A 21,779-nucleotide genomic window follows, 5' to 3' on the forward strand; every position below is an offset into this window, starting at 1 on the left:
CAGGGGCCGTACACGCCCCCGGCGTAACTGACACAGCAAGGACACGCCCTGCAGCGATGCGGGGCGTGCGCCTGTCGTGAGGAGTATCAGGATAATGGCGCAGATTACCGCAGCCCTCGTCAAGGAACTTCGTGAGAAGACCGGCGCGGGCATGATGGATTGCAAGAAGGCCCTTAACGAAGCCGAAGGCGACATCGAGGGCGCGATCGACTGGCTGCGCAAGAAGGGCCTGTCGGCCGCCGCCAAGAAGTCCGGTCGCGTTACGGCCGAAGGTCTGGTTGGCGTGGCGCAGGCCGATCTCAAGGCCGCCATGGTCGAAGTCAATGCCGAGACCGACTTCGTTGCCCGCAACGAGCATTTCCAGAACTTCGTCTCCGAAGTGGCCCACGCGGCGCTGAGCGTTGGCGATGATCTGGAAAAGCTGAAGGCTGCCGTCCTGAAAAGCGGCCGCACCGTCGCTGATGAACTGACGCACCTGATCGCCACCATTGGCGAGAACATGTCCATCCGCCGCGCGCGCGTGCTGAGCGTGCCGTCGGGCGTGGTCGCGACCTACGTGCATTCCGCCGTCAGCCCCGGCCTGGGCAAGATCGGCGTGCTGGCGGCTGTTGAAGCGCCGACCGCCAGCGAAGCGATGGAAGACCTTGGTCGTCGCATCGGCATGCATGTCGCCGCAACCCGTCCGGCAGCCCTGGACGTGGACAGCGTTGACCCGCAGGCGCTTGAGCGTGAGCGCGCGGTGCTGGTGGAGCAGGCCAAGGCTTCGGGCAAGCCCGACGCGATCATTGAAAAGATGGTCGATGGCCGTATCCGCAAGTTCTATGAAGAAGTCGTGCTGCTGGAACAGATCTGGGTGCATGATGGCGAAAGCCGCGTGCGCAAGATCGTGGAAAAGGCAGGCGCCAAGCTGACCGGTTTCGACCGCTTCCAGCTGGGTGAAGGCATCGAGAAGGAAGAAAACGACTTTGCCGCCGAAGTGGCAAAGGCTGCCGGCAACTGATCACGTTGCCGGTTTCCGGTTTTCTTTTCGCAAGGGCGGGTGCTTCCTGATGGAATGGGAGGCACCCGCCCTTGTGCTTTCCGCTGTTCCGTATGGGGAAGGCAGCGCGATCGCGCATGTCCTGACGGGCGAATACGGGCTGTATCACGGCCTGGCCCGTGGGGGTTCATCCAGCCGGGGCCGGGCGGTCTGGCAGACCGGCAACCTTGTCCGCGCGCGCTGGACCGCCCGCCTGCCTGAACAGCTGGGCAACATCACGGCGGAAACGGTCCATGCCTCCGCAGCGCGCATACTGGACGCGCCGCTGCCGCTGGCCATGCTGGCGTCACTATGCGCGCTGGCTGATGGCTGCCTGCCGGAACGCGAACCCCATCCTGCCATATTTCAGGGACTTGCCAGCCTGCTGGCGCGGATCAGCCTTGACCCGCAATGGGCGGCGGCCGAGGCCATGCCTGAAATCGTGCGGTGGGAACTGCTTTTGCTGTCCGAACTCGGCTTCGGGCTGGACCTGACGCACTGTGCCCTCGGTGGCGGTTCAGACGACCTGCGGTGGGTATCGCCGCGCACCGGGCGGGCGGTATCGGACGAACGCGCGGGCGAATGGCGCAGCCGCCTGCTGCCGCTGCCCGGTTTCGTGCTGCACCCTGATCAGGTCGGCACCCCGGTGGACTGGTATGACGGGCTGCGCCTGACGGGGCATTTCCTGCAACGCGACGCCTTTGGCCAGCGGCGCCGTCCGGTGCCCGAGGCCCGGTGCAGGCTTCTGGACATGATCGCGCGCGAAGCGGACATTCCCCCGCCTGATGCGTCGGCCGAAGGGGCCGCTGGCGCCACCGACTGATTACTACCATTGGACAAAGCGTAAAGTTTCGCTATCTGTTCACCTGCGGGAGGAAGCTTGCATGCCTGTGGATACAACAGCCGGTCATATTGAAGATACCAAGCTGGCCGATGCGCTGAGCGAACGGTACCTGGCCTATGCCATGTCAACGATCATGTCGCGCTCGCTGCCCGATGTGCGTGACGGGCTGAAGCCGGTGCATCGTCGCATGATCTATGCGATGCAGCAGCTCAAGCTGGACCCGTCCGCCGGGTTCAAGAAATGCGCCCGCGTGGTGGGCGACGTGATCGGTAAATACCATCCGCATGGCGATGCCTCGGTCTATGAGGCGCTGGTCCGCCTGGCGCAGGATTTTGCCGTCCGCTATCCGCTGGTGGAAGGGCAGGGCAATTTCGGCTCGATCGACGGTGATAACGCCGCCGCCATGCGGTACACCGAATCCCGCCTGACCGAAGTGGCCAAGGCCCTGCTGGAAGGAATTGGCGAGGACTGCGTTGACTTCCGCCCCACCTATGATGGCGAGGAACAGGAACCCGTTGTCCTGCCCGCGGCGTTCCCCAACCTGCTGGCCAACGGGGCGGCGGGGATCGCGGTGGGCATGGCGACCTCCATCCCGCCGCATAACGTGGGCGAGATATGTGCTGCCGCCCTTGCCCTGATCCGCAAGCCCGCCATGACCACGGTCGAACTGCTGAAACACATGCCCGGCCCGGATTTTCCGACCGGCGGCAGTATTGTTGAAGATGCCGACGCCATTGCCCGTGCTTACGAGACAGGGCGTGGTTCCTTTCGTATCCGCTCGAAATGGGAAGTGGAGCAGGGGCGTTTCGGCACATGGCAGATCGTGGTGACCGAAATTCCGTATCAGGTGCAGAAATCGCGCCTGATCGAACAGGTCGCGGACCTTATGGAACAGAAGAAGCTGCCCCTTCTGGCTGATATCCGCGATGAAAGCACGACCGACATCCGGCTGGTGCTGGAACCCAAGTCACGCGGGATCGAACCTGCGGTGCTGATGGAAACCCTGTTCCGCGCAACGCAACTGGAAAGCCGCTTCGGCCTGAACATGAACGTGCTGGGGGCGGATCAGGTACCCGGCGTGCGCAGCCTGAAGGACGTGCTGCAGGCGTGGCTTGACCATCGTCATGACGTATTGCAGCGCCGTAGCGCCAACCGGCTGGCGGCGGTCAACCGGCGTCTGGAAATCCTTGACGGGTTCCTTGCGGTCTATCTCAACCTTGATGAGGTGATCCGCATTGTCCGTGAGGAGGATGATGCGAAGGCCGCCCTGATCGCGACCTTCGACCTTACGGAACTGCAGGCGGAATCGGTGCTGAACATGCGCCTGCGCAGCCTGCGGCGGCTGGAGGAAATGGAAATCCGCGACGAGCATGCGAAGCTGAGCGCGGAAAAACAGTCCCTTCACGACCTGCTGGAACACGAAGGGCTGCGGTGGAAGCGCATCGCAGCCGAAATCAAAGACATCCAGAAAACCTTTGGCGGCGGCCCCCTGGGCAAGCGGCGCAGCCTGCTGGCGGATGCGCCGGTCGAAATTGACGTGGAAGCCGCCCTGCCGGTCGAACGTGACCCGCTGACGGTCATCCTGTCACAGAAGGGGTGGATCCGTACCGTCCGCGGCCACGGGCAGGATCCCGAAGCACTGAAATTCAAGGAAGGCGATGCGCTGGGCCTGTCGGTCGAATGTTACAGCAACGACCGGCTGTGCGTTTTCGCGACCGACGGGCGCGCCTTTACGCTGCGGGTGGGGGACTTGCCGCGCGGACGTGGTGATGGCCAGCCATTACGGTTGATTATCGACCTGTCCAATGACGAGGACATCATCACGATGTTCCCGGTCGAGGATACGCGCAAGCGCCTGCTGGCCTCCAGCACCGGGCGCGGCATGATCGTGGCGGAATCGGCCATGACGGCGGAAAAGCGCACCGGCAAGCAGGTGCTGAACCTGAAGGACAGGGAAAGCGCGCAGGTCTGCGTGCCCGCCATTGGCGACCATGTACTGGTAATTGGGCAGAATCGCCGCATGCTGGTCTTCCCGCTGGACCAGTTGCCGGAAATGACGCGTGGCCTTGGCGTAATCCTGCAGAAATACAAGGATGGCGGCCTGCGTGACGCCGTCGTGTTCGCGGCGGATGCCGGCGTGGCATGGCCTGATCCCGCCCGTACGCGTTCCTTTGCGGATCTGAAGGATTACCTGGGCAAGCGGTCAGACATGGGCAGGACGGCCCCCGCCTGGGCCACGCGCAAGCCGCGCGCGTGATCCGGCGTCATTCCACCGGGCGGAACAGTCCGTCGGGCAGGAAGGCGCTTTCATGGGCCTGGTACTGCGCCAGGTCCAGATCGTGCCATACGCCGCGCGTCATGATCTGGGCCGGGCGGAAACGGGCCTTGTAGGCCATTTTCCGGCTCTCGCTGATCCAGTAGCCCAGATACAGGTGGGGCAGGCCAAGCGTGCGGGTATATTCGATCAGGTGCATGACCGCGAACGTGCCCAGTGAACGCTGCCGCAATGCGGGATCATAGAAATCATAGACGGCGGACAGACCGTCATCCAGCTGGTCCACCAGCGCGACACAGGCCAGCCTGTCTTCGGTATCGCGGAATTCGATCATGAAGGTCTCGATCGGCGTATCCTCGACCATGGCCCGGTAATCGGGAAAGGTCATGGACGCCATGTCGCCGCCTTCATGGCGGGTGGACTGGTATGCGCTGAACAGGTTGAACTGTTCCGGGGTCGCGGCGGGCGGGATGCGTTGCGCGCGCAGCCCGGCATTGCGGCGCAGGGCGCGCAGCTGCGTGCGGCTGGGGGTAAAGCGCGCCACAGGCACGCGTATGGGCGTGCATGCGGTGCAGCCCGCGCAGACCGGCGCATAGGCAATGGTATGGCTGCGACGGAAACCGGCGCGTGACAGGCGGTTATGGAACGGCACGGCGTCCGGTCCGCCAATTTCGGTCACGACCTTGCGTTCCATCCGTCCCGCCAGATAGGGGCAGGGCATGGGCGCCGTCGTATAGAATAGCTGTGGATGCCGTGGCGATGTATAGGTCATGCGCTCTCACCAGCCGGAAAACAGGAAACGGCAGCCCCGCAAACAGGAAAAACAGACTGCCCGTGGTCCTGAACGGTTATCATATCCTTCCTGTTGCAGGCATCAACTATCCGGCTGCGTACGCGTGGTTTTGTGGTGTTCAGGCGCGCAGCAGGCGCGCGGCGTCCAGCGCGAAATAGGTCAGCACCCCATTGGCGCCCGCACGGCGGAAGGCCATCAGGCTTTCCATGATCACGCGGTCACGGTCCAGCCAGCCATTCTGGATCGCGGCCATCAGCATCGCGTATTCGCCCGATACCTGGTAGGCAAAGGTCGGCACCGCGAATTCCTGTCGCACGCGCGCGATGACATCCAGATATGGCATCCCCGGCTTGACCATGACCATGTCGGCCCCTTCGCTCAGGTCCAGGGCGACTTCACGCAGGGCCTCGTCCGTGTTGGCGGGGTCCATCTGGTATGTCTTCTTGTCACCCGTCAGCAGGCCACCCGAACCCAGCGCGTCACGGAACGGGCCGTAGAAGGCGCTGGCATACTTGGCGGCGTAGGACATGATGCGGGTATTGACCAGTCCCGATACATCCAGCGCCGTGCGGATGGAACCGATGCGCCCGTCCATCATGTCGGACGGCGCAATGATGTCGATCCCGGCGGCGGCCTGATTGACGGCCTGTTTCACCAGGATTTCGACCGACGGGTCGTTGACCACGTAGCCGTCTTCGATCAGCCCGTCATGGCCGTGGCTGGTATAGGGGTCCAGCGCCACGTCGCCGATCAGGCCGATTTCAGGGAATTCCTTTTTCAGCAGACGTGCGGCCCGACACATGAGGTTGTCGGGGTTGGTCGCTTCCGTGCCCGCTTCATCACGCAGGCTGGCAGGCGTGATGGGGAACAGGGCCAGTGCGGGAATATCCAGCTTCGCCGCGGGTTCCACATGGGCTGCCAGCCGGTCGAGGCTGACGCGCTGCACGCCGGGCATGGAGGAAACATCGGTGACCGCGCCCGTGCCCTCGGTCACGAAGATCGGCCAGATCAGGTTATCGGTCGATAGCGTGTTTTCAGACACCAGCCGCCGTGTAAACCGGTCGTGCCGGTTACGGCGCAGCCTTGTTTGGGGAAACTGACCGATATTCATCCAATCCAACTCCATCAGGGAAGGGGCAACTATGATCCTGTCGCCGCCCCATGCCAAATTATGATCCGGTAATCCGCCCCGCGCGTTCAGGATTTCCCGCGCATGGCAGGTATGACCGCCCCCAGCCGACTGTGGCGTATGCCATACAGCGCATACACAACCAGCCCGATCGCCAGCCAGACAATCAGCCGCAGCCACGTCAGCCCGTCCAGCGAGAGCATCATGACCCCGCAGCTTATGATGCCCGCCACCGGGATCAGGTTGCCGCCGGGCACACGGAATACACGCGGGCGGTCGGGTTCGCGCACGCGCAGCACGATAACCCCCACGCAGACGATGACAAAGGCCAGCAGCGTGCCGATGGATGTCATGTGCGCCAGCTGTTCGATCGGCAGGAAGGCAGCCAGCGTCCCCGTCACCCCCATGAAGAACAGGTGGCACGCGACCGGCGTGCCAAGGCGGGAATGCGTGCGCCCGAACATGGATGGCAGCAGCCCGTCACGCGCCATGGCGAAGAACACCCGGCTCTGTCCCAGCAGCAGGACAAGGATGACCGACAGGAAGCCGCATATGATGCCCAGCTTGACCGCGGCCTGCAGCCAGGCAAAGGGCGTGTGGTCAATGGCGGTGGCCACGGGGGCGGCATCCCCGATCATGTCGCGGTAATTCACCAGTCCCGTCAGCACGAAGGAAAAGGCGATATAGACGAACGTGCAGATCGCCAGGCTGCCCATCAGGCCAATGGGCATGTCGCGCCCGGGATTGCGCGTCTCCTGCGCCACGGTGGAGACGGCGTCAAACCCCAGATAGGCGAAAAAGATTGTCCCCGCCGCCCGCAGGATGCCCGACAGGCCGTAATGCCCGAATTCACCGGTATTGGGGGGAATGAAGGGGGTATAGTTCGCGACCTTGATATATGGCAGCCCGAACCCGATCACGGCGGCGATGACCGCAAGCTTGATCGCCACGACGATGGCGTTCAGCCGCGCCGATTCCGAAATCCCGCGCATGAGCAGCACGGATAGTACCACGATGATGAAGACGGCAGGCACGTTGGCGATGCCATGGACGGGCTGGCCGCCGGCCATGCCTACGACCTCGAACGGGGATGCCGTGAGCCGTGGCGAAAGGTGAATGCCCCATCCGTCCAGAAGCGAGCGCATGTACCGCGCCCAGCTGACCGATACGGCGGATGCCCCCACCGTATATTCCAGCACCAGATCCCAGCCGATGATCCAGCCCGCAAGCTCGCCCAGGGCGGCATAGGCATAGACATACGCGCTGCCCGCCGCCGGGATCATGCCCGCCAGTTCCCCGTAGCACAGTCCGGCAAAGGCACACGCCACCGCCGCCAGCACGAATGATATGAGTACGGCAGGCCCGGCATTGCTGCCAGCCGCCACGCCGGTCAGCGAAAACAGGCCCGCCCCGATCGTGACCCCCACGCCCAGGGCCACCAGGCTGCCGGCGCCCAGCACGCGTTTCAGTCCTGCGTCATCCGCTGGCGCGCCAACGGGCAGGCGGCGCAGCAACGCGCGTATGATGCCTGTGTTCATATTGCAACGCACGGGGTGGTATGGATGGGGGAAGGGAATGCAACAGGGGTCAAATCAGCCGGTCTCCATAATTTTGGCGTTGTCTTGACGCCACGATATGGCGCACATAGCAGGCCTGTTCCCATACGTGTCATGTCCGTTTGCCTACCCGGAAATGACAGATGATCCAATGAATGGAGAGACATAACGGTGCCGGACCCCATCAGCCAGACTGACCTCAAGCAGTTTTTCCGTGCCCCACTGACCGAAGCCGACCCCGATGTCGCCGCGATTATCGATGCGGAACTGGTGCGTCAGCGCGACGGGATTGAACTGATTGCCAGCGAGAACATGGTCTCCGCCGCCGTCATGGCTGCACAGGGCAGCGTTCTGACCAACAAATACGCCGAAGGTTATCCCGGTCGCCGTTATTATGGTGGCTGCGTGGAAGTGGACAGGGTCGAGACCCTGGCCATTGAACGCGTCAAGACGATGTTCGGCGCGGAATTCGCCAACGTGCAGCCCCATTCGGGCGCCAACGCCAACCAGGCCGCCTTCATGGCGATGGTGAAGCCTGGCGATACCGTCATGGGCATGAGCCTGGCCGCCGGCGGTCACCTGACCCATGGTGCCGCCCCGAATTATTCCGGCAAGTGGTTCAACGCGGTCCAGTATGGCGTGCGCAGGGAAGACGGCCTGCTGGATTACGAGGAAATGGAACGCCTTGCCCGTGCCGAGAAGCCGAAGCTGATTGTCGCCGGTGGGTCCGCCTATCCCCGTGTCATCGATTTCGCCCGCTTCCGCGCCATCGCGGATGAGGTTGGTGCGTACCTTATGGTGGACATGGCCCATTTCGCGGGTCTGGTCGCGGCTGGCCTGTACCCGTCGCCCGTGCCGCATGCGCATGTCGTCACATCCACCACGCACAAGACCATGCGCGGGCCGCGTGGCGGGCTGATCCTGACCAATGACGCGGATCTGGCGAAAAAGATCAATTCCGCCGTATTCCCCGGCCTGCAGGGCGGTCCCCTCATGCATGTGATCGCGGCCAAGGCCGTGGCGTTTGGTGAGGCACTGCGTCCTGATTTCCGCACCTATCAGGAAGCGGTCGCGAACAATGCCCGCGTTCTGGCGGACACACTGGTGCAGAGCGGCTTCGACATCGTGACCGGTGGCACGGACTGCCATCTGCTGCTGGTGGACCTGCGGCCCAAGGGCGTTACGGGACGTGCGGCGGAACGTGCGCTGGAACGCGCGGGCATTACCGCCAACAAGAACGCCATTCCGTTCGATCCTGAAAAGCCTGCCATTACCTCGGGCATCCGCCTGGGCAGCCCGGCGGCGACGGCGCGTGGCTTTGGCGTGGAAGAATTCCGTGAAGTCGGCCGCATGATCGACGAAGTGCTGACCGCGCTGGCCAGAACCCCCGGGGAGGAAGGCTGCACGAAGACGGAGCAGGCCGTGCACGAGCGCGTCAAGGCGCTGTGTGCACGCTTCCCCATCTACGCCTGAGCATGACGATGGCCGCCTGTCCCGGTTACTGAACCGGGGCGGGCGGTCGCGTGCCCCGTATCCACACGGGCGAACCGTACGGCCGTATGGCCGCGGGCGGGGCGCAGGTTGGGCATGATCAGCATGCACCGGTCATAGGGCGTGCGGATTTCATCGTCGCCGTCCTGCGCCACCATCGTGCCGGCATCGGCCACGACATGCCCGCTGTGGAAGGGTGTGACGAAACGGAACAGCGCTGTCCGTGCCGTTATCACATCCGTTACCACCATTGCCCGTTGTGGCAATGTGCCACCATTGGCGGGAAGGCCGCAGCACGGCCCGATCAGGGACAAGACCGCCTGCATGGACCGCGTGACGGTCGCTTCGTGCCAGTGCTGGCCCGCTTCCAGCAGGCAGGCGGCGGCGCTGCCATTACTGAAGCGCGGGTGATCGATCAGTCGGCACCCGCTGCGGTGGCCCCGGTCGGCCACGCATACATCCACGCCACGAATGCGCCGCGCCATGGCCCGTCCCGTGGGCGACAGGCCCGACAGCACCAGCGGGTCCCCCGGCCACAGCATGGAATGCAGGTCCAGCAGCCTGTCCGCCGTCAGGATGACCGGCAGCAGGACCCGCGCCCGGTCGAGTTCATGTGACGACCGCAGACCATCCAGCATGGCGGGCAGCCAGACGCGGTTCATGTCCTCGTCCACGCAGCGCGCACGCACCGGGTCGCGTGGGTCGAACAGGCGCATGGCCCCGGGGTTGGCGAACACCAGCGACAGCCGGCCCGCGCGCGGGCGGATCCGCTGTCGCAGCAGGCGGTCAAGCACGATCGCCCCCGCGAATTCATTGCCATGGATCAGGCTGACACACACGATATGCGGGCCTGGCCTGCGCCCTTCGTAATGCATGACGCCGGGAATGCCGCAGTTACCTGCCAGCCATGGTGACAGGTCGGGCGGCGTGATGCCGATTTTCCATCGTGGCAGGCTGGATGGCGGCGGGGGCAGGCGTTCAAGGAACGGGGTGGGCCGTGCCACGCGTACAGGCAGGCGTGGCGCATCTTCCGGCCCATGTGTCATGTCAGGCGGGTCCGGTCGTTGGCCGCACCTGTCCCGTCATGCGTCGGGACAGGTGACTGCATGGCATCGGTGTTCATCATGAAATCCAGTTTATCCAGCCTTCACCCCACGGCAAGACCATGGGGGGCGGCGGGCGCATGACAAATGCATGAACCGGTCCGTCATTCCGGCAGGCTGGCGATGCGGATGCGCTGTCCCGTCAGGCGTTCGATGTCCTTGAGCGCCTGACGTTCTTCGGGTGCGCACAGGGCAACGGCCACGCCGCGCCGCCCCGCACGCGCGGTGCGCCCGATGCGGTGGACATAGGCTTCGGGCTGGGCGGGAATGTCGTGGTTGATGACAAGGGCGATGTCATCAATGTCGATTCCCCGCGCCATGACATCGGTTGCCACCAGTACGCCCACGCGCCCCTGACGGAAGTCACGCAACATCCGCTCGCGCCGTGCCTGCGAATGATCGCCATGGATCGCGACGGCGGGCGTCAGCGTGCTTATGCTGCGTGCAATGGTGTCGGCTTCCTGCCGGGTGCGCACGAACACCATCACACGCTGCATGCCATACTGCTTCAGGCAGGCCAGTGTCGCCTCCGCCTTGTGGCGCATGGGCACGAAAATGGCGTATTGCGCAATGCGCGGCGCGGGGGCGTTTTCCACCTCCATGCTGATCCGTACGGGCCGGTGCAGCAGGCGGGCGGCCAGTTCGGCCATGGCCGGAGGAATGGTGGCGGAAAACAGCAATGTCTGGTGCCGTGCGGGCAGGGCGGCGGCAAGAGCCAGCATTTCTTCCGCAAATCCCGGTTCCAGCATGCGGTCGGCTTCATCCAGCACGAACTGCCTGACGATGGACAGGTCCAGTTCCCCCCCATGTACCAGGTCGATCACCCGGCCCGGCGTCCCGACCACGATCGCGACCCCTTCGCCCAGCGTCCTGGCCTGCGCCACCCGTGCCGTGCCCCCGGTGGCCTGCAGGATGCGCAGGCCGCTGCCACGGGCAAGGCCACGCAGCACGCCCGCCGTCTGTCCCGCCAGTTCGCGCGTGGGGGACAGGATCAGGCAACGTACGCGGGCATTGTCCGCATCTCCTGGCTGCATGAGGGTGGACAGGACAGGTGCGGCAAAGGCGACCGTCTTGCCGCTGCCGGTGCCCGCACGGGCCTCCACGTCCCGTCCGGCCATGACGGGGGGAATGACTTCGCGCTGGATCAGGGACGGCTGGTGCAGGCCCATGCGTGTCAGGGCGGCCACCATGCGGCCATCCAGCCCCATACCGGAAAATGTCGGTTCTGTCTCACTCATGCATAGCCACTTAGCGCGGCTGGGCAATGGACAAAAGGGGCGGGGCATTGACGCCCCAGCTTCCGTCCCGGCACATGGGCGCATGGCATCACACGAACCGACCGCCGCCGTGATCGCGGCGGACCTTGCCGGCATGCGATCGCAGACCTTCGGGCTGGCGCGGCGCGCGGGGCTTGATCCCCACCTGCATGCGCTAGCGCCACGCGGGATATGGCGGCACGTGCCCGCCGCGTGGTGGCCCGCGCCCCTGCGTGCGGTCATGCCGCTTGGCCTTGGCCCTGATTACCGCGATCATCCCGTCATCAGCATTGGTGGCAGCGGGGGAGCGGTGGGGGCCGCGCTGCGCAGGCAGGGCGCGCGCGTGATACAGGTGCAGAACCCGCGCCTGCCGCCAGCACGTTTCGATCTGGTCATCGCCAATCGGCATGACCGCATTTCCGGTCCCAATGTTGTCCTGACGCGTACGGCCCTGCATGGGGTGACCCCCGCGCTGCTGGATCAGGCGCGGCGGGAATGGACGCCATTGCTGGCCCATCTGCCGCGCCCGCTGGTTGCCGTTCTGGTTGGTGGGGGGAATGGCCGTTTCCGTCTGGGCCGGGCGGAGGGGAATGCCCTTGCCACGCAACTGGCCGCCATGATGCGGCGTGACCGGGTGGGCATCGCGCTGACGCCATCGCGCCGGACGGACCCGGCGGTCTGTGGCGAACTGCAGCGCGCCCTTGCCGGGCCGGATGCATGGATATGGGACCAGACCGGCCCCAATCCGTATATGGGCCTGCTGGCCTGTGCTGATGCGATCGTTGTCACCGTTGACAGCGTTTCCATGATTTCGGAAGCCGTGGCGACATCCGCCCCCGTCATGGTCGCCAGCCTGCCGGGCCGGTCGCGGCGGATCGGGTATTTCCTGCGTGACCTGACACAGGCGGGACGTATCCGGCCCTTTGCCGGGCGGCTGGAAACATGGCCTGTGACTCCGCTTGATGATACCGTCATGGCGGCGGAAGCCGTGCGGCATTATCTGGGTCTTGCGGCAGCAGTATGACAATAATTCTCCCGCTTGCGCCAGAAGTGGAATAAAACAGGCCCATGCTAGGTATCAGGACTTTTGATCCGCGTTCAGGCGGCAACATGGCCTACAAGGCCCTGACCCACCCGCTGGCTGCCGAACAGCTTGCCAGCCTTGCCGATGACCTGCGCAATGCGGGACCGATTGCGATCTATGATCCCCATGACATGGTGGAAACCGTCATGGCGCTGCTGCCCGCGCCCGTTACGGTGGCGGGCATATACACCCATGATTCGCTGAAGGTGGGGCAGATGCGTGCGGGCATGGTCCTGCAGCCGGTGGTGGATCTGGCGCAGGGCGGGGCAGGGACCGTGTGGGCGCTGGATTTCAACCATGCTGTCATGCAGGGCCGCCTGTCCGGCCTGCTGCCTGCGGACGGGGTGCTGCATACGCTGGAACCCGTGCGGCTGCCCCGGCACATGCTTTCGGTCGCGCATGACTATCTGCACCGGCTGAACTTCGCCACCAACCTTGCCTTTTTCCGGGATACGGCCGCGCTGTCCACCCGTCTGGTCACGGCCAATTACTGGGCGCGCTACGGTGCGCGGGCCGTGCGGCTGTGGCTGTGCCTGTTCGATCAGGACGGCCACGTGCTGCAGACATGGGATTATGACGTGCCGGGCGATGGCCAGGCCATCATCATCGATAGTGCCGAGATCCGCAGCCGGTTTGGCCTGCCGGAATTTACCGGGCAACTGTTCATCCATGCGCAGGGCATAGCAGGCCATGACGTGGTCAAATACGCGCTGGAAACACGAGGGCAGGGCGCCAATGCCAGCCTGTCCGTCACCCATGACGCCAATGCCTGGCCCGCCAACCGTTACGCCAACCTGCCCGCCCCGGCGGCGGGCGAGGACGTGGTGCTGTGGGTCCAGAACAGCCATGACCTGCCTGTTCCATCGGGCAGCATGACGCTGAACCGGATGGGACAGGATGCACACGTGCCCATCATGCCCGAACTGGCCCCGTACCAGACCATGGCCGTGCATATGCGCGATATCCTGCCCGGCCTGTCATGGCCGGAACAGATCGAATTCCGCGCCGGTGGCCATGTCGTGCGCTCCCGTTACGAAATCACGCAGCACGGGCGTACGCGCATCGCGCACCTGAACGTGCAGCGTGCCGACCTGCAGCCCGACCCGGGCATTGCCCGGCTCGATCCACGTTTTTTCGGGCGGGGTTACCTGCTGCCGTTCCCGGTGCCCGATCCCGCGCGCTACCGCACCCTGCTGCTGCCATCGCCCATGGCGGAAAGCCTGACCAGCCTGCCGGTACGGGTGGACTGTTTCGATGCGGAGGGGACGGCTGGCCCGTCGCGTTTCATGGGGTGCCTGCCGCGTGACCATGCGGCATTACTGGATGTCAGCGCGCTTGCAACCGGTTCTGGACATGGGGAACTGCTGTACGATTTCCGTGACGGCGGGCAGGCGGATGGCTGGTTGCATGCGCTGATCCGTTATGAGGACAGGCAGACCGGCCATGCATCCGAAACCAGTTTCGGGTCGCACATATTCAATACGGTCATGACCTACAAGGGGGAACCACAGTCCTATGTCGGCCCGCCCCCGGGGCTGAGTACGCGGCTGTTCCTGACAGCGGCGGCAAGTGAGCCGTTCAGTTTCTGCAGGCTGATCTATCCTGCCTCGGCCACGTGGCGGCCGCATTCGGATACCTCACTGTACCTGCACGCGGCGGATGGTACGGTGATGGCGCATGAAAAGATCGCCATTCCCATGTCCGGATCACGGGAAATCTGGCCTCACCGTGTCTTTGGCCTGCCCGTGCTGGCGCGTGCGGGGGAAGGGGCCTATGTCATCATCCGTGACACCACCTGTCGCCTGTTCGGCTATCATGGCCGCATGGCGGAGGGGGAAGGACGTTTTTCAGTCGATCATATGTTCGGGTTCTGACCCTGGCATATGTCCCGGTCGTTCCCATATGACCATGCAGGCGGCTGCCGGGATGTGCCACGGTGTGCGCGAAACGGGCCGACAGGGCGAATCCGCTCCGCCATGCCTGACAGACCGGAAGGGAACCTGACTGGACCATGATCGTACAGGACACCAATTTTTTCTGTGACATGCCTGCCGACATGAAGTACCTGCGCGACCGTAATCCGCCGCAGAATTTCCTTGAACAGAACATGATATTCGTGCTGCCGCAGCGGCTGCGCAAATTCCGGAAAAACCTCTTTCATGTCCGGCGTACGGATGCGGACGCTACCGTCTATGCGCCACTGTTTCAGGTGCGGTGCATAACGGAACATGATCCACTACCCGCGGATCATGACGGGCCGTTTGACGTATTTCCGTTCTATACCAACCCTACCCGCAAACGACGGCGTACGCTGGATTACTATGTGCTGTTCCTGTTTCAGGACAAGCTGTCCTACGTCAAATGCCGTGATGCGCTGGACGATGTACCGTCATGATGGGCAGCGCTGCGGGCATCCCGGCGTGCAGTGCTACGGAGATCATTGGCATCAATCGTAATACAGCGACCCTGTCCTGCCGCAACCTACAAGAAATAATTGCCGGGCGTCGCAAAGGCAAAAGGGGCCGGGGTACTGCCGGAAATGCTGCCGAGTTCATGCTCCCCAGGTACTGCGGCCGTTTCGCCAACATGCCCCGGACTGACTGTTCAAAGAACTGCTGACGGGACAGGCTATCTGATAGCTTGGTCTGGCCAGCAATGAATTTTAACAAGGGGGAGGCCGGATGGTGGGTGCGACAGGGATTGAACCTGTGACCCCCGCCGTGTGAAGGCGATGCTCTACCGCTGAGCTACGCACCCATCCGCTTCGGTGGGGCCTTATTAATCCAGTCAGCCGGGGTGCGCAAGGGGGAAAAATACGCGACTGCCGCTATTTCCGGCCCGGACGGCGGATACGGTAGGCCAGGGCTTCGGCAACATGGGGACGTTCCACATCGATGGCGGCCGACAGGTCTGCAATCGTCCGCGCCACACGCAGCAGACGGGTGAAGCCACGGGCGGAAAGGCGCATTTTTTCAGATGCCTGTACCGCAAAATCCCGTGCCGCCGCCGTTATGCGGAAGTCATCGATCGGGGCTTCGGCATTGCGGGCTTCGCCCTGGCGGTCATGCTGGCGGGCCACGGCTTCCCTGACGCGCGCGGCGACGGTGGCGCTGGCTTCACCGCCTGTGGTCTCGGCAATGCGGTTCAGGGGCATCGGTTCGACATGTACCGCCATGTCCACACGGTCCAGCAGCGGGCCGGACAGGCGTGCCTGATAATCCTCGCCACAGCGCGGAGCCTTGCGGCACTCCTGCGACGCATCACCCAGATAGCCGCATTTGCACGGATTCATGGCTGCGATAAGCTGGAAGCGGGCAGGGTAGGTGACATGGGCCGCGGCGCGGGCGATGGATATGGACCCCGTTTCCATGGGCTGGCGCAGGATTTCCAGCGCGGAACGGGAGAATTCCGGCAGTTCATCCAGAAACAGTACGCCGCGATGCGCCAGGCTGACCTCACCGGGACGGGCGCGGGCGCCGCCGCCACTCAATGCCGTGGGACTGCTGGAATGATGCGGGTTGCGAAAGGGCGGCCGGGATACTGGCTGCCCGTCCTTCAGCAGGCCGCCAATGCTGTGGATCCGGCTGATTTCCAGCATCTCGGTGGGTGTCAGGTCAGGCATGATACCGGGCAGGCGCGCCGCCAGCATGGATTTGCCAGCCCCCGGCGGTCCCACCATCAGCAGTGAATGACGCCCGGCGGCGGCAATTTCCAATGCCCGCCGCGCGGTTTCCATGCCGCGGATATCGGCAAGGTCGGGCAGGGCGGTCAGGCCCGCATCCATGCGGGCGGGCAGTTCAACCGGGTCGATGACCTGCTGCCCACGGAAATGGTTCAGCAGTTCGGGCAGGGAACGGATGGCGAGGATATCCATGTCCTCGCTGGCCCAGCGGGCTTCCACGCCCTGACTGGCGGGGCAGATCAGACCCAGCGACAGGCCGGCCGCCGTCATGGCGGCAGGCAGCACGCCACATACGGGGTTTACGCCGCCATCCAGCGACAGTTCGCCCAGTGCTGCGTAACGCTGCGCCATGTCACCGGGCAGCAGGCCCATGACCCCAAGCAGCGCAAGGGCGATGGGCAGGTCGAAATGCGATCCTTCCTTCATTAGGCTGGCGGGTACCAGATTGACCACGATGCGCTTGGCCGGCAGCGCGAGGCCCATGGCGGACAGGGCGGCGCGCACGCGTTCGCGTGATTCATTGACGGCCTTGTCTGGCAGTCCGACCACAAGGAATGATGGCAGGCCAACGGAGAGCTGGACCTCAACTTTGACAGGAACGGCCTCGATGCCGGAAAAGGCAAAACCACAGATGGATGCAAGCGCCGTATCAGTCATGGCGTGATGATGCCGGATTGCGGACGGCTTGGCCATTATGGAACATGGCCGGACGGGCCAGATTCTGGCGGATATGCATCCTCACGCCATTATTTGTTGGCATAATATTTCTTATAAAACTTTTAGATGTGGGCGGGAGGGGACATGCCCGGCTGCCTCACATCCTGTCCGTCCCAATCCCCTGTGCGCTTTCCTGCACATCATGACCCCAACTGGATCAATCCGGGATTCCATTCATGTGTTCCGGACCATTGTGGCGGATATGCTACAGTGACGCGCGACATCCACATCGCGCGTCACTTACGTAAGGTCTTTAACGGATGCTCCGGAACGCCTGCCGTTGCGATATCCTGCTGATCCTACGCGTCGTGGACCATGTCCAGATCGGCAAAGCGTGTAAACTCCCCTTCGAAGAACAGGTGCACCGTCCCTGTCGGCCCGTGACGCTGTTTTTCCAGGATCAGTTCCGCGCGGTTATGCGCAAGGTCCATCTTGCGCTGCCATTCCTCCATCGCGGTATGGTACTTGTCCTGTGAGTCATAGGACGTTTCCTTGGGCTGGCGCTGCTGCAGGTAGTACTGGTCACGATAGACGAACATCACCGCATCGGCGTCCTGCTCGATCGATCCCGATTCACGCAGGTCCGACAGCATGGGCCGCTTGTCCTCCCTGCTCTCGACCTGACGCGAAAGCTGCGACAGGGCGATGACCGGTACCGACAGTTCCTTGGCCAGCGCCTTGAGACCCTGCGTGATCATGGAGATTTCCAGCACGCGGTTTTCCGCCTTCGCACCCACCGATGGCCGCATGAGCTGCAGGTAATCGACCACCACCAGGCTCAGCCCCTTGGTGCGCGCCAGCCTGCGGCAGCGCGTGCGCATGGCCGACAGCGTGATGGCGGGCGTATCGTCAATATGCAGCGGCAGTTGCGCCAGTTCACGGCTGACCTGCACGAAGCGGTCGAATTCCTTCTGGCCCAGGTCGCCACGGCGGATCTTCTCCCCCGATACGCTGGCCTGTTCGGACAGGATACGGGTGGCCAGCTGTTCGGACGACATTTCAAGCGAGAAGATGGCCACCGACCCCTTGGGCCTGGCATCGGGCGGGGCGTTGCGGATTTCCTCCATGATCGCGCGCGCGGCGGAAAAGGCGATCTTGGTGGCCAGCGCCGTCTTGCCCATGGCTGGACGGCCCGCAAGGATCAGCAGGTCGGATGGGTGCAGGCCGCCGGTTTTCTTGTCCAGGTCACGCAGCCCGGTGGTCAGGCCCACCACGTCGCCGCTGCGGTCAAAGGCCTGCTGCGCGATTTCCAGCGCATCGGCCAGTGCGCGGTCAAAGGACTGGAAGCCGCCATCCTGTCCCTTTTCCGTGGCCAGCTTGAACAGCGCTTCCTCACTGGCAGCGATCTGGCTGGGACCGTCAAGGTCGGCACGTGCGCCAAAGGCGTTGTTGACCACGTCCTGCCCGATGTCGATCAGCTGGCGGCGTATCCATGCATCATGAATGACGCGTCCGTAATCGGCGGCGTTGATGATGCCGACCATGGATGTCAGCAGCCTGGCCAGGTACGCCGTGCCGCCCACGGAATCCAGCACGCCGGTATTTTCGAATTCGGCCCGCAGCGTGACGGGGTCCGCCAGTTGGCCGCCTTCGATACGGCGGGAAATGGCATCATAGATGCGGCCATTGACCTCATCGGCAAAATGCGCGCCGGTCAGGAAGTCGGAAACGCGGTCATATGCGCGGTTATTGGTCAGCAGCGCGCCCAGCAGCGCTTGCTCCGCCTGTATGTTGGCAGGCGGCAGGCGGTGCGAGACGCCAAGGAGCGAGTCCTTTTGCCCGGACTCTGCGGAGGGGGGATTCTGGATCGTATTCACCCCCCCATCCTACCTGATCCCCCCATGCGACCGGAAGGGGCATGATGGGGTGGCCGGATGTGCATGACGGGCGCGTCAGCCCCGGGGTGCGTGTACCAGCCGTTCCGCGCGGCGGATGACGGCGATGGCCATGCCGTGGACCGTGTCCGCCCCGTACCGTTGCAGGATATCGTGCCGGGCCGCCCTGCCAATCCGCATGCACAGGTCGGGGCGTGCATGGAGGTGGAGGATCTGCGCGGCGAGGGTTTCCGGCGTGGAGGCGGCCAGCAGGAACCCGTTGACCCCATCACGGATGATGTCGGGAATGGCGCCCACGGGGGTTGCGATGACCGGCAGCCCTACCTGCATCGCCTCATGGACCGCGATGCACAGACCCTCGAAATGGGAGGGCTGCACATATACATGCAGCTTGCGGCAGAATTCCAGCGGGTCCGGCTGGAATCCCTCGAAACTGATGGCGTCCGCCGCCATCCGGGCCGCCAGCGCCTGCAGCGCCATCATCTGCGACCCGCTGCCGCACAGTGACAGGTGAATGCGTGCATCCGACCGGGTCGCGCGGATGACACCCATCGCGCGTACCAGCAGCTGCATGTTCTTTTCCGGTTCCAGCCGCCCCAGTGATCCGACATGGAAGACCGCCCCGTCCTGCCCGTTCCATGGCGCGGCCGGTTGCACGGCCGCATCGGCCATGAACAGCGGCCATGTGCAGATCCGGTCGGGTGGCAGGCGCAGCTGGCTGCATGTGACGCGGGCCACGTATTCGGAATCCGCTACCCAGAATGCGCTCAGGTGACGGGTGCGGCGCAGCAGGAAGCGGTTGGCGGGCTTGAGAAACGCGCTGTGCTGCCAACTGACCACGGGAATGCCCAGCATCCTGCCGATCGCCTGACCGTACAGGGTCGCGCGTGTCAGGGATGTCCATAACAGGTCGGGCCGGTTGGCGCGGACATAACTCAGCACCTGCCCCAGTGACGCGAACCGGGCGGGATCGCGATCATCCACGATATGGTAATCAATGCCGGCGGCCTCCAGCCAGGCAATGGCGTTGCCAGCCTTGCGCGCCAGCGCCACGACCCGGACCGTGTGCCCGCAGGCGCGCATCATCCCGATCACGGCAGGCAGCGGCCGTTCGGCCCCACCGCCGTTCAGGCTGTTAATGAGATAGAGGATACGCATTCATTACCAACAACAGATCCGGCCAGGGCTGTCCTTGCCGTCATTTCTCGGAACCGGAACACCGGATATGCAACGGCGGAAAGGCTTAATAGGGCAGTTTTCCCCATTAGAAAACAGCAGGCGGGGACCGGGCGTGCAAATTACCCGGCTGTCTCCCCTGCCCTGACCGGTGTCAACCGCAGGTACGCGGTATTGCCGGGTTGTATGATCATGCATTTCTTATTACGCGTCGTGGATACTTTCCGTGGAAAATGGTTCATGACCGTACTCAATAATACGACCCTGCCCCATCTGCCGGGTAATATCCTCGTGCCTGCCTATGACCGTAGCAAGGTGACGCCTGGTATTGCCCATATCAGCGTGGGCAATTTCCATCGTGCCCATCAGGCGGTTTACATGGACCGCGTGCTGGACCGTCCCGGTCAGGCCGGCTGGGGCCTGCTGGGCATAGGGTTGATGGAAAACCCGCATGAGGCCGAGAAGGCGAAGGACATGGCGGCGCAGGACTGCCTGTATTCCCTGACCGAATGTGCCCACGATGCGCCCAATGTGGTGCGGGTGATCGGTTCCATCACGGAATACATGTATGCCCCCGCCGACCGTGCGGCCACCATCGCGCGGCTGGCCGATCCGGCAATCCGCATTGTCAGCATGACCGTGACCGAAGGCGGCTATTATGTTGATGAAAACGGCGTATTCCCCGTCGACCATCCCCTGATCGCCGAGGACCTGAAGCGCGCGGTGCCGCACACCGTGTTCGGCCTGCTGACCGAGGCGCTGCGCAGGCGGCGTGAAAGCGGCGCGGGGCCGTTTACCATCCTGTCGTGTGACAACCTGCCCCAGAACGGCCATGTCGCGCGCACCGCCTTCCTGGGCTGGGCGCGTGCGCGTGATGCCGGGCTTGCACAGTGGATCGAGGAAAACGTCACCTTCCCCTGCACGATGGTCGATCGCATTACCCCGGCCGTCCATCCCGATGATATCCGCCGGCTTGATGCGGAAAGCGGTATTGATGACCGTATTCCCGTCTTCTGCGAGGATTTCATCCAGTGGGTGGTGGAAGACAAATTCTGCGCCGGTCGCCCCGAACTTGACGCCGTCGGCGTACAGTTCACGGATAATGTCCAGCCATATGAGGAGGTGAAGCTGCATATGCTCAATGCCTCCCACTCGCTTCTGGGCCTGTCGGGCGTGCTGTCGGGGTATCGCGTGGTCAGTGAAATCATGGAAGACCTGCACGAGGTCACCCTGGTCGAGCAGTACCTCGCCTTCGACGCCGAACCCCTGCTGCATGCCCCGCCGGGCATGGCGCTGACCGAATATGGCAGGCGCCTGCTGCACCGCTTCCGCAATCGCGCGATCAGTGACCAGCTTCTGCGTATTGCGTCCGACAGCACGTCCAAGCTGCCCATGTTCATCAAGAGCACGGCCATGGGCGTGATCGCGCACCGGCGCCCGGTGGACCGCATCGCGTTTGTCGTGGCCTGTTACGCCGAGTACCTGCGTGGTCATGATGACAAGGGGCAGGCCTATGCCATTGTCGAACCGCACCTGACCGATGATGACCGGGTGAAGGCCGCATCGCCACGGCTGGAGGATGCACTGGACATGAGTGCCTTCGCCGGGTGGGAACTGGGTGATAACCCCGGATTCGTACAGGTCTATCTGTCCCTGCGGCAGTCCATCCGCGACAATGGCACGCGGGCGACGCTGGCAACGGTTGTATCCAAGGGGAAATAGACGTTCAGGGTGCTGAAAATGCGCCCTGAAATATTCTGACACACGATTTATTCATCAAGTTTGGCTTGACCCGGCGTGAAGTCCTACGTTTTCTCATG

General features: G+C 63.6%; 16 protein-coding genes and 1 tRNA gene. 8 read left to right on the forward strand and 9 right to left on the reverse strand.

Annotated features, from left to right (window positions below; genetic code table 11):
• The first annotated feature begins 94 nt into the window (after positions 1 to 94).
• From tsf to parC, 3 genes are all read left to right on the forward strand, one after another.
• Positions 95 to 1,000, forward strand: a complete 906-nt coding sequence (gene tsf, locus GEU01_RS02685) for a translation elongation factor Ts (RefSeq protein ID WP_010507827.1) — start codon at positions 95 to 97, stop codon at positions 998 to 1,000.
• A gap of 49 nt (positions 1,001 to 1,049) precedes the next feature.
• Positions 1,050 to 1,841 (forward strand): DNA repair protein RecO, encoded by a 792-nt coding sequence (gene recO / locus GEU01_RS02690; protein ID WP_019084841.1) that lies wholly within the window; start codon positions 1,050 to 1,052, stop codon positions 1,839 to 1,841.
• Between the two features lie 61 nt (positions 1,842 to 1,902).
• Entirely contained in the window at positions 1,903 to 4,119 is a 2,217-nt protein-coding gene (parC, locus tag GEU01_RS02695) for a DNA topoisomerase IV subunit A (RefSeq protein ID WP_010507830.1), read from the forward strand.
• 7 nt (positions 4,120 to 4,126) lie between these two features.
• On the opposite strand, the gene GEU01_RS02700 is transcribed toward parC, so the two are convergent.
• From GEU01_RS02700 to GEU01_RS02710, 3 genes are all read right to left on the reverse strand, one after another.
• The gene (locus tag GEU01_RS02700) at positions 4,127 to 4,909 is read right to left on the reverse strand and encodes an arginyltransferase (protein WP_010507832.1); all 783 of its coding nucleotides are present in this window, start codon (positions 4,907 to 4,909) and stop codon (positions 4,127 to 4,129) included.
• A gap of 139 nt (positions 4,910 to 5,048) precedes the next feature.
• Positions 5,049 to 6,041 carry a porphobilinogen synthase gene (gene hemB, locus GEU01_RS02705; RefSeq protein WP_010507833.1) on the reverse strand — a complete coding sequence of 331 codons (993 nt, stop codon included), beginning with the start codon at positions 6,039 to 6,041 and terminating at the stop codon, positions 5,049 to 5,051.
• 86 nt (positions 6,042 to 6,127) lie between these two features.
• Positions 6,128 to 7,597 (reverse strand): amino acid permease, encoded by a 1,470-nt coding sequence (locus tag GEU01_RS02710; RefSeq protein WP_198284436.1) that lies wholly within the window; start codon positions 7,595 to 7,597, stop codon positions 6,128 to 6,130.
• 201 nt (positions 7,598 to 7,798) lie between these two features.
• Here GEU01_RS02710 and glyA point away from each other — a divergent pair, with 201 nt between their 5' ends.
• A complete protein-coding gene (glyA, locus tag GEU01_RS02715; protein ID WP_026018444.1) occupies positions 7,799 to 9,088 on the forward strand; it encodes a serine hydroxymethyltransferase in 1,290 nt (429 codons plus the stop codon).
• Here the strand turns inward: glyA and GEU01_RS22225 are convergent.
• The gene (locus GEU01_RS22225; RefSeq protein WP_019084845.1) at positions 9,079 to 10,152 is read right to left on the reverse strand and encodes a M14 family metallopeptidase; all 1,074 of its coding nucleotides are present in this window, start codon (positions 10,150 to 10,152) and stop codon (positions 9,079 to 9,081) included. The genes glyA and GEU01_RS22225 overlap by 10 nt on opposite strands.
• 161 nt (positions 10,153 to 10,313) lie before the next feature.
• On the reverse strand, positions 10,314 to 11,417 hold the full coding sequence (locus GEU01_RS02730; protein ID WP_019084846.1) for a DEAD/DEAH box helicase: 1,104 nt from the start codon (positions 11,415 to 11,417) through the stop codon (positions 10,314 to 10,316).
• Positions 11,418 to 11,529: 112 nt separating this feature from the next.
• Between GEU01_RS02730 and GEU01_RS02735 the strand changes: the two genes are divergently transcribed.
• From GEU01_RS02735 to GEU01_RS02745, 3 genes are all read left to right on the forward strand, one after another.
• Positions 11,530 to 12,489, forward strand: a complete 960-nt coding sequence (locus GEU01_RS02735) for a mitochondrial fission ELM1 family protein (protein WP_019084847.1) — start codon at positions 11,530 to 11,532, stop codon at positions 12,487 to 12,489.
• Between the two features lie 44 nt (positions 12,490 to 12,533).
• Positions 12,534 to 14,423: a hypothetical protein gene (locus GEU01_RS02740; protein ID WP_026018446.1), complete on the forward strand. Its 1,890-nt coding sequence runs from the start codon at positions 12,534 to 12,536 to the stop codon at positions 14,421 to 14,423.
• A 137-nt stretch (positions 14,424 to 14,560) separates the two neighbouring features.
• A complete protein-coding gene (locus tag GEU01_RS02745; RefSeq protein ID WP_019084849.1) occupies positions 14,561 to 14,944 on the forward strand; it encodes a hypothetical protein in 384 nt (127 codons plus the stop codon).
• Between the two features lie 287 nt (positions 14,945 to 15,231).
• Here the strand turns inward: GEU01_RS02745 and GEU01_RS02750 are convergent.
• The 4 genes from GEU01_RS02750 to GEU01_RS02770 form a co-directional block, all read right to left on the reverse strand.
• A tRNA-Val gene (locus GEU01_RS02750) sits at positions 15,232 to 15,306 on the reverse strand.
• Positions 15,307 to 15,376: 70 nt separating this feature from the next.
• Complete coding sequence (locus GEU01_RS02755) at positions 15,377 to 16,888, reverse strand: YifB family Mg chelatase-like AAA ATPase (RefSeq protein ID WP_019084850.1); 1,512 nt, start codon at positions 16,886 to 16,888, stop codon at positions 15,377 to 15,379.
• Positions 16,889 to 17,247: 359 nt separating this feature from the next.
• The gene (locus tag GEU01_RS02765) at positions 17,248 to 18,765 is read right to left on the reverse strand and encodes a replicative DNA helicase (RefSeq protein WP_019084851.1); all 1,518 of its coding nucleotides are present in this window, start codon (positions 18,763 to 18,765) and stop codon (positions 17,248 to 17,250) included.
• 75 nt (positions 18,766 to 18,840) lie between these two features.
• The gene (locus tag GEU01_RS02770; protein ID WP_019084852.1) at positions 18,841 to 19,941 is read right to left on the reverse strand and encodes a glycosyltransferase family 4 protein; all 1,101 of its coding nucleotides are present in this window, start codon (positions 19,939 to 19,941) and stop codon (positions 18,841 to 18,843) included.
• A 258-nt stretch (positions 19,942 to 20,199) separates the two neighbouring features.
• On the opposite strand from GEU01_RS02770, the gene GEU01_RS02775 reads away from it, so the two are divergent.
• Positions 20,200 to 21,681 carry a mannitol dehydrogenase family protein gene (locus GEU01_RS02775; protein WP_026018447.1) on the forward strand — a complete coding sequence of 494 codons (1,482 nt, stop codon included), beginning with the start codon at positions 20,200 to 20,202 and terminating at the stop codon, positions 21,679 to 21,681.
• Positions 21,682 to 21,779 lie beyond the last annotated feature (98 nt).

It is taken from the genome of Komagataeibacter europaeus LMG 18890 (genome assembly GCF_000285295.1).
GTDB lineage: Bacteria > Pseudomonadota > Alphaproteobacteria > Acetobacterales > Acetobacteraceae > Komagataeibacter > Komagataeibacter europaeus.

Excerpts from the sequence above, each read along its gene's own strand:
- tsf (WP_010507827.1), top strand. The coding sequence starts at position 95 with ATGGCGCAGATTACCGCAGCCCTCGTCAAGGAACTTCGTGAGAAGACC.
- recO (WP_019084841.1), top strand. The coding sequence starts at position 1,050 with ATGGAATGGGAGGCACCCGCCCTTGTGCTTTCCGCTGTTCCGTATGGG.
- parC (WP_010507830.1), top strand. The coding sequence starts at position 1,903 with ATGCCTGTGGATACAACAGCCGGTCATATTGAAGATACCAAGCTGGCC.
- GEU01_RS02700 (WP_010507832.1), bottom strand. The coding sequence starts at position 4,909 with ATGACCTATACATCGCCACGGCATCCACAGCTATTCTATACGACGGCG.
- hemB (WP_010507833.1), bottom strand. The coding sequence starts at position 6,041 with ATGAATATCGGTCAGTTTCCCCAAACAAGGCTGCGCCGTAACCGGCAC.
- GEU01_RS02710 (WP_198284436.1), bottom strand. The coding sequence starts at position 7,597 with ATGAACACAGGCATCATACGCGCGTTGCTGCGCCGCCTGCCCGTTGGC.
- GEU01_RS22225 (WP_019084845.1), bottom strand. The coding sequence starts at position 10,152 with ATGACACATGGGCCGGAAGATGCGCCACGCCTGCCTGTACGCGTGGCA.
- GEU01_RS02730 (WP_019084846.1), bottom strand. The coding sequence starts at position 11,417 with ATGGGGCTGGATGGCCGCATGGTGGCCGCCCTGACACGCATGGGCCTG.
- GEU01_RS02735 (WP_019084847.1), top strand. The coding sequence starts at position 11,530 with ATGGCATCACACGAACCGACCGCCGCCGTGATCGCGGCGGACCTTGCC.
- GEU01_RS02740 (WP_026018446.1), top strand. The coding sequence starts at position 12,534 with ATGCTAGGTATCAGGACTTTTGATCCGCGTTCAGGCGGCAACATGGCC.
- GEU01_RS02745 (WP_019084849.1), top strand. The coding sequence starts at position 14,561 with ATGATCGTACAGGACACCAATTTTTTCTGTGACATGCCTGCCGACATG.
- GEU01_RS02755 (WP_019084850.1), bottom strand. The coding sequence starts at position 16,888 with ATGACTGATACGGCGCTTGCATCCATCTGTGGTTTTGCCTTTTCCGGC.
- GEU01_RS02770 (WP_019084852.1), bottom strand. The coding sequence starts at position 19,941 with ATGCGTATCCTCTATCTCATTAACAGCCTGAACGGCGGTGGGGCCGAA.
- GEU01_RS02775 (WP_026018447.1), top strand. The coding sequence starts at position 20,200 with ATGACCGTACTCAATAATACGACCCTGCCCCATCTGCCGGGTAATATC.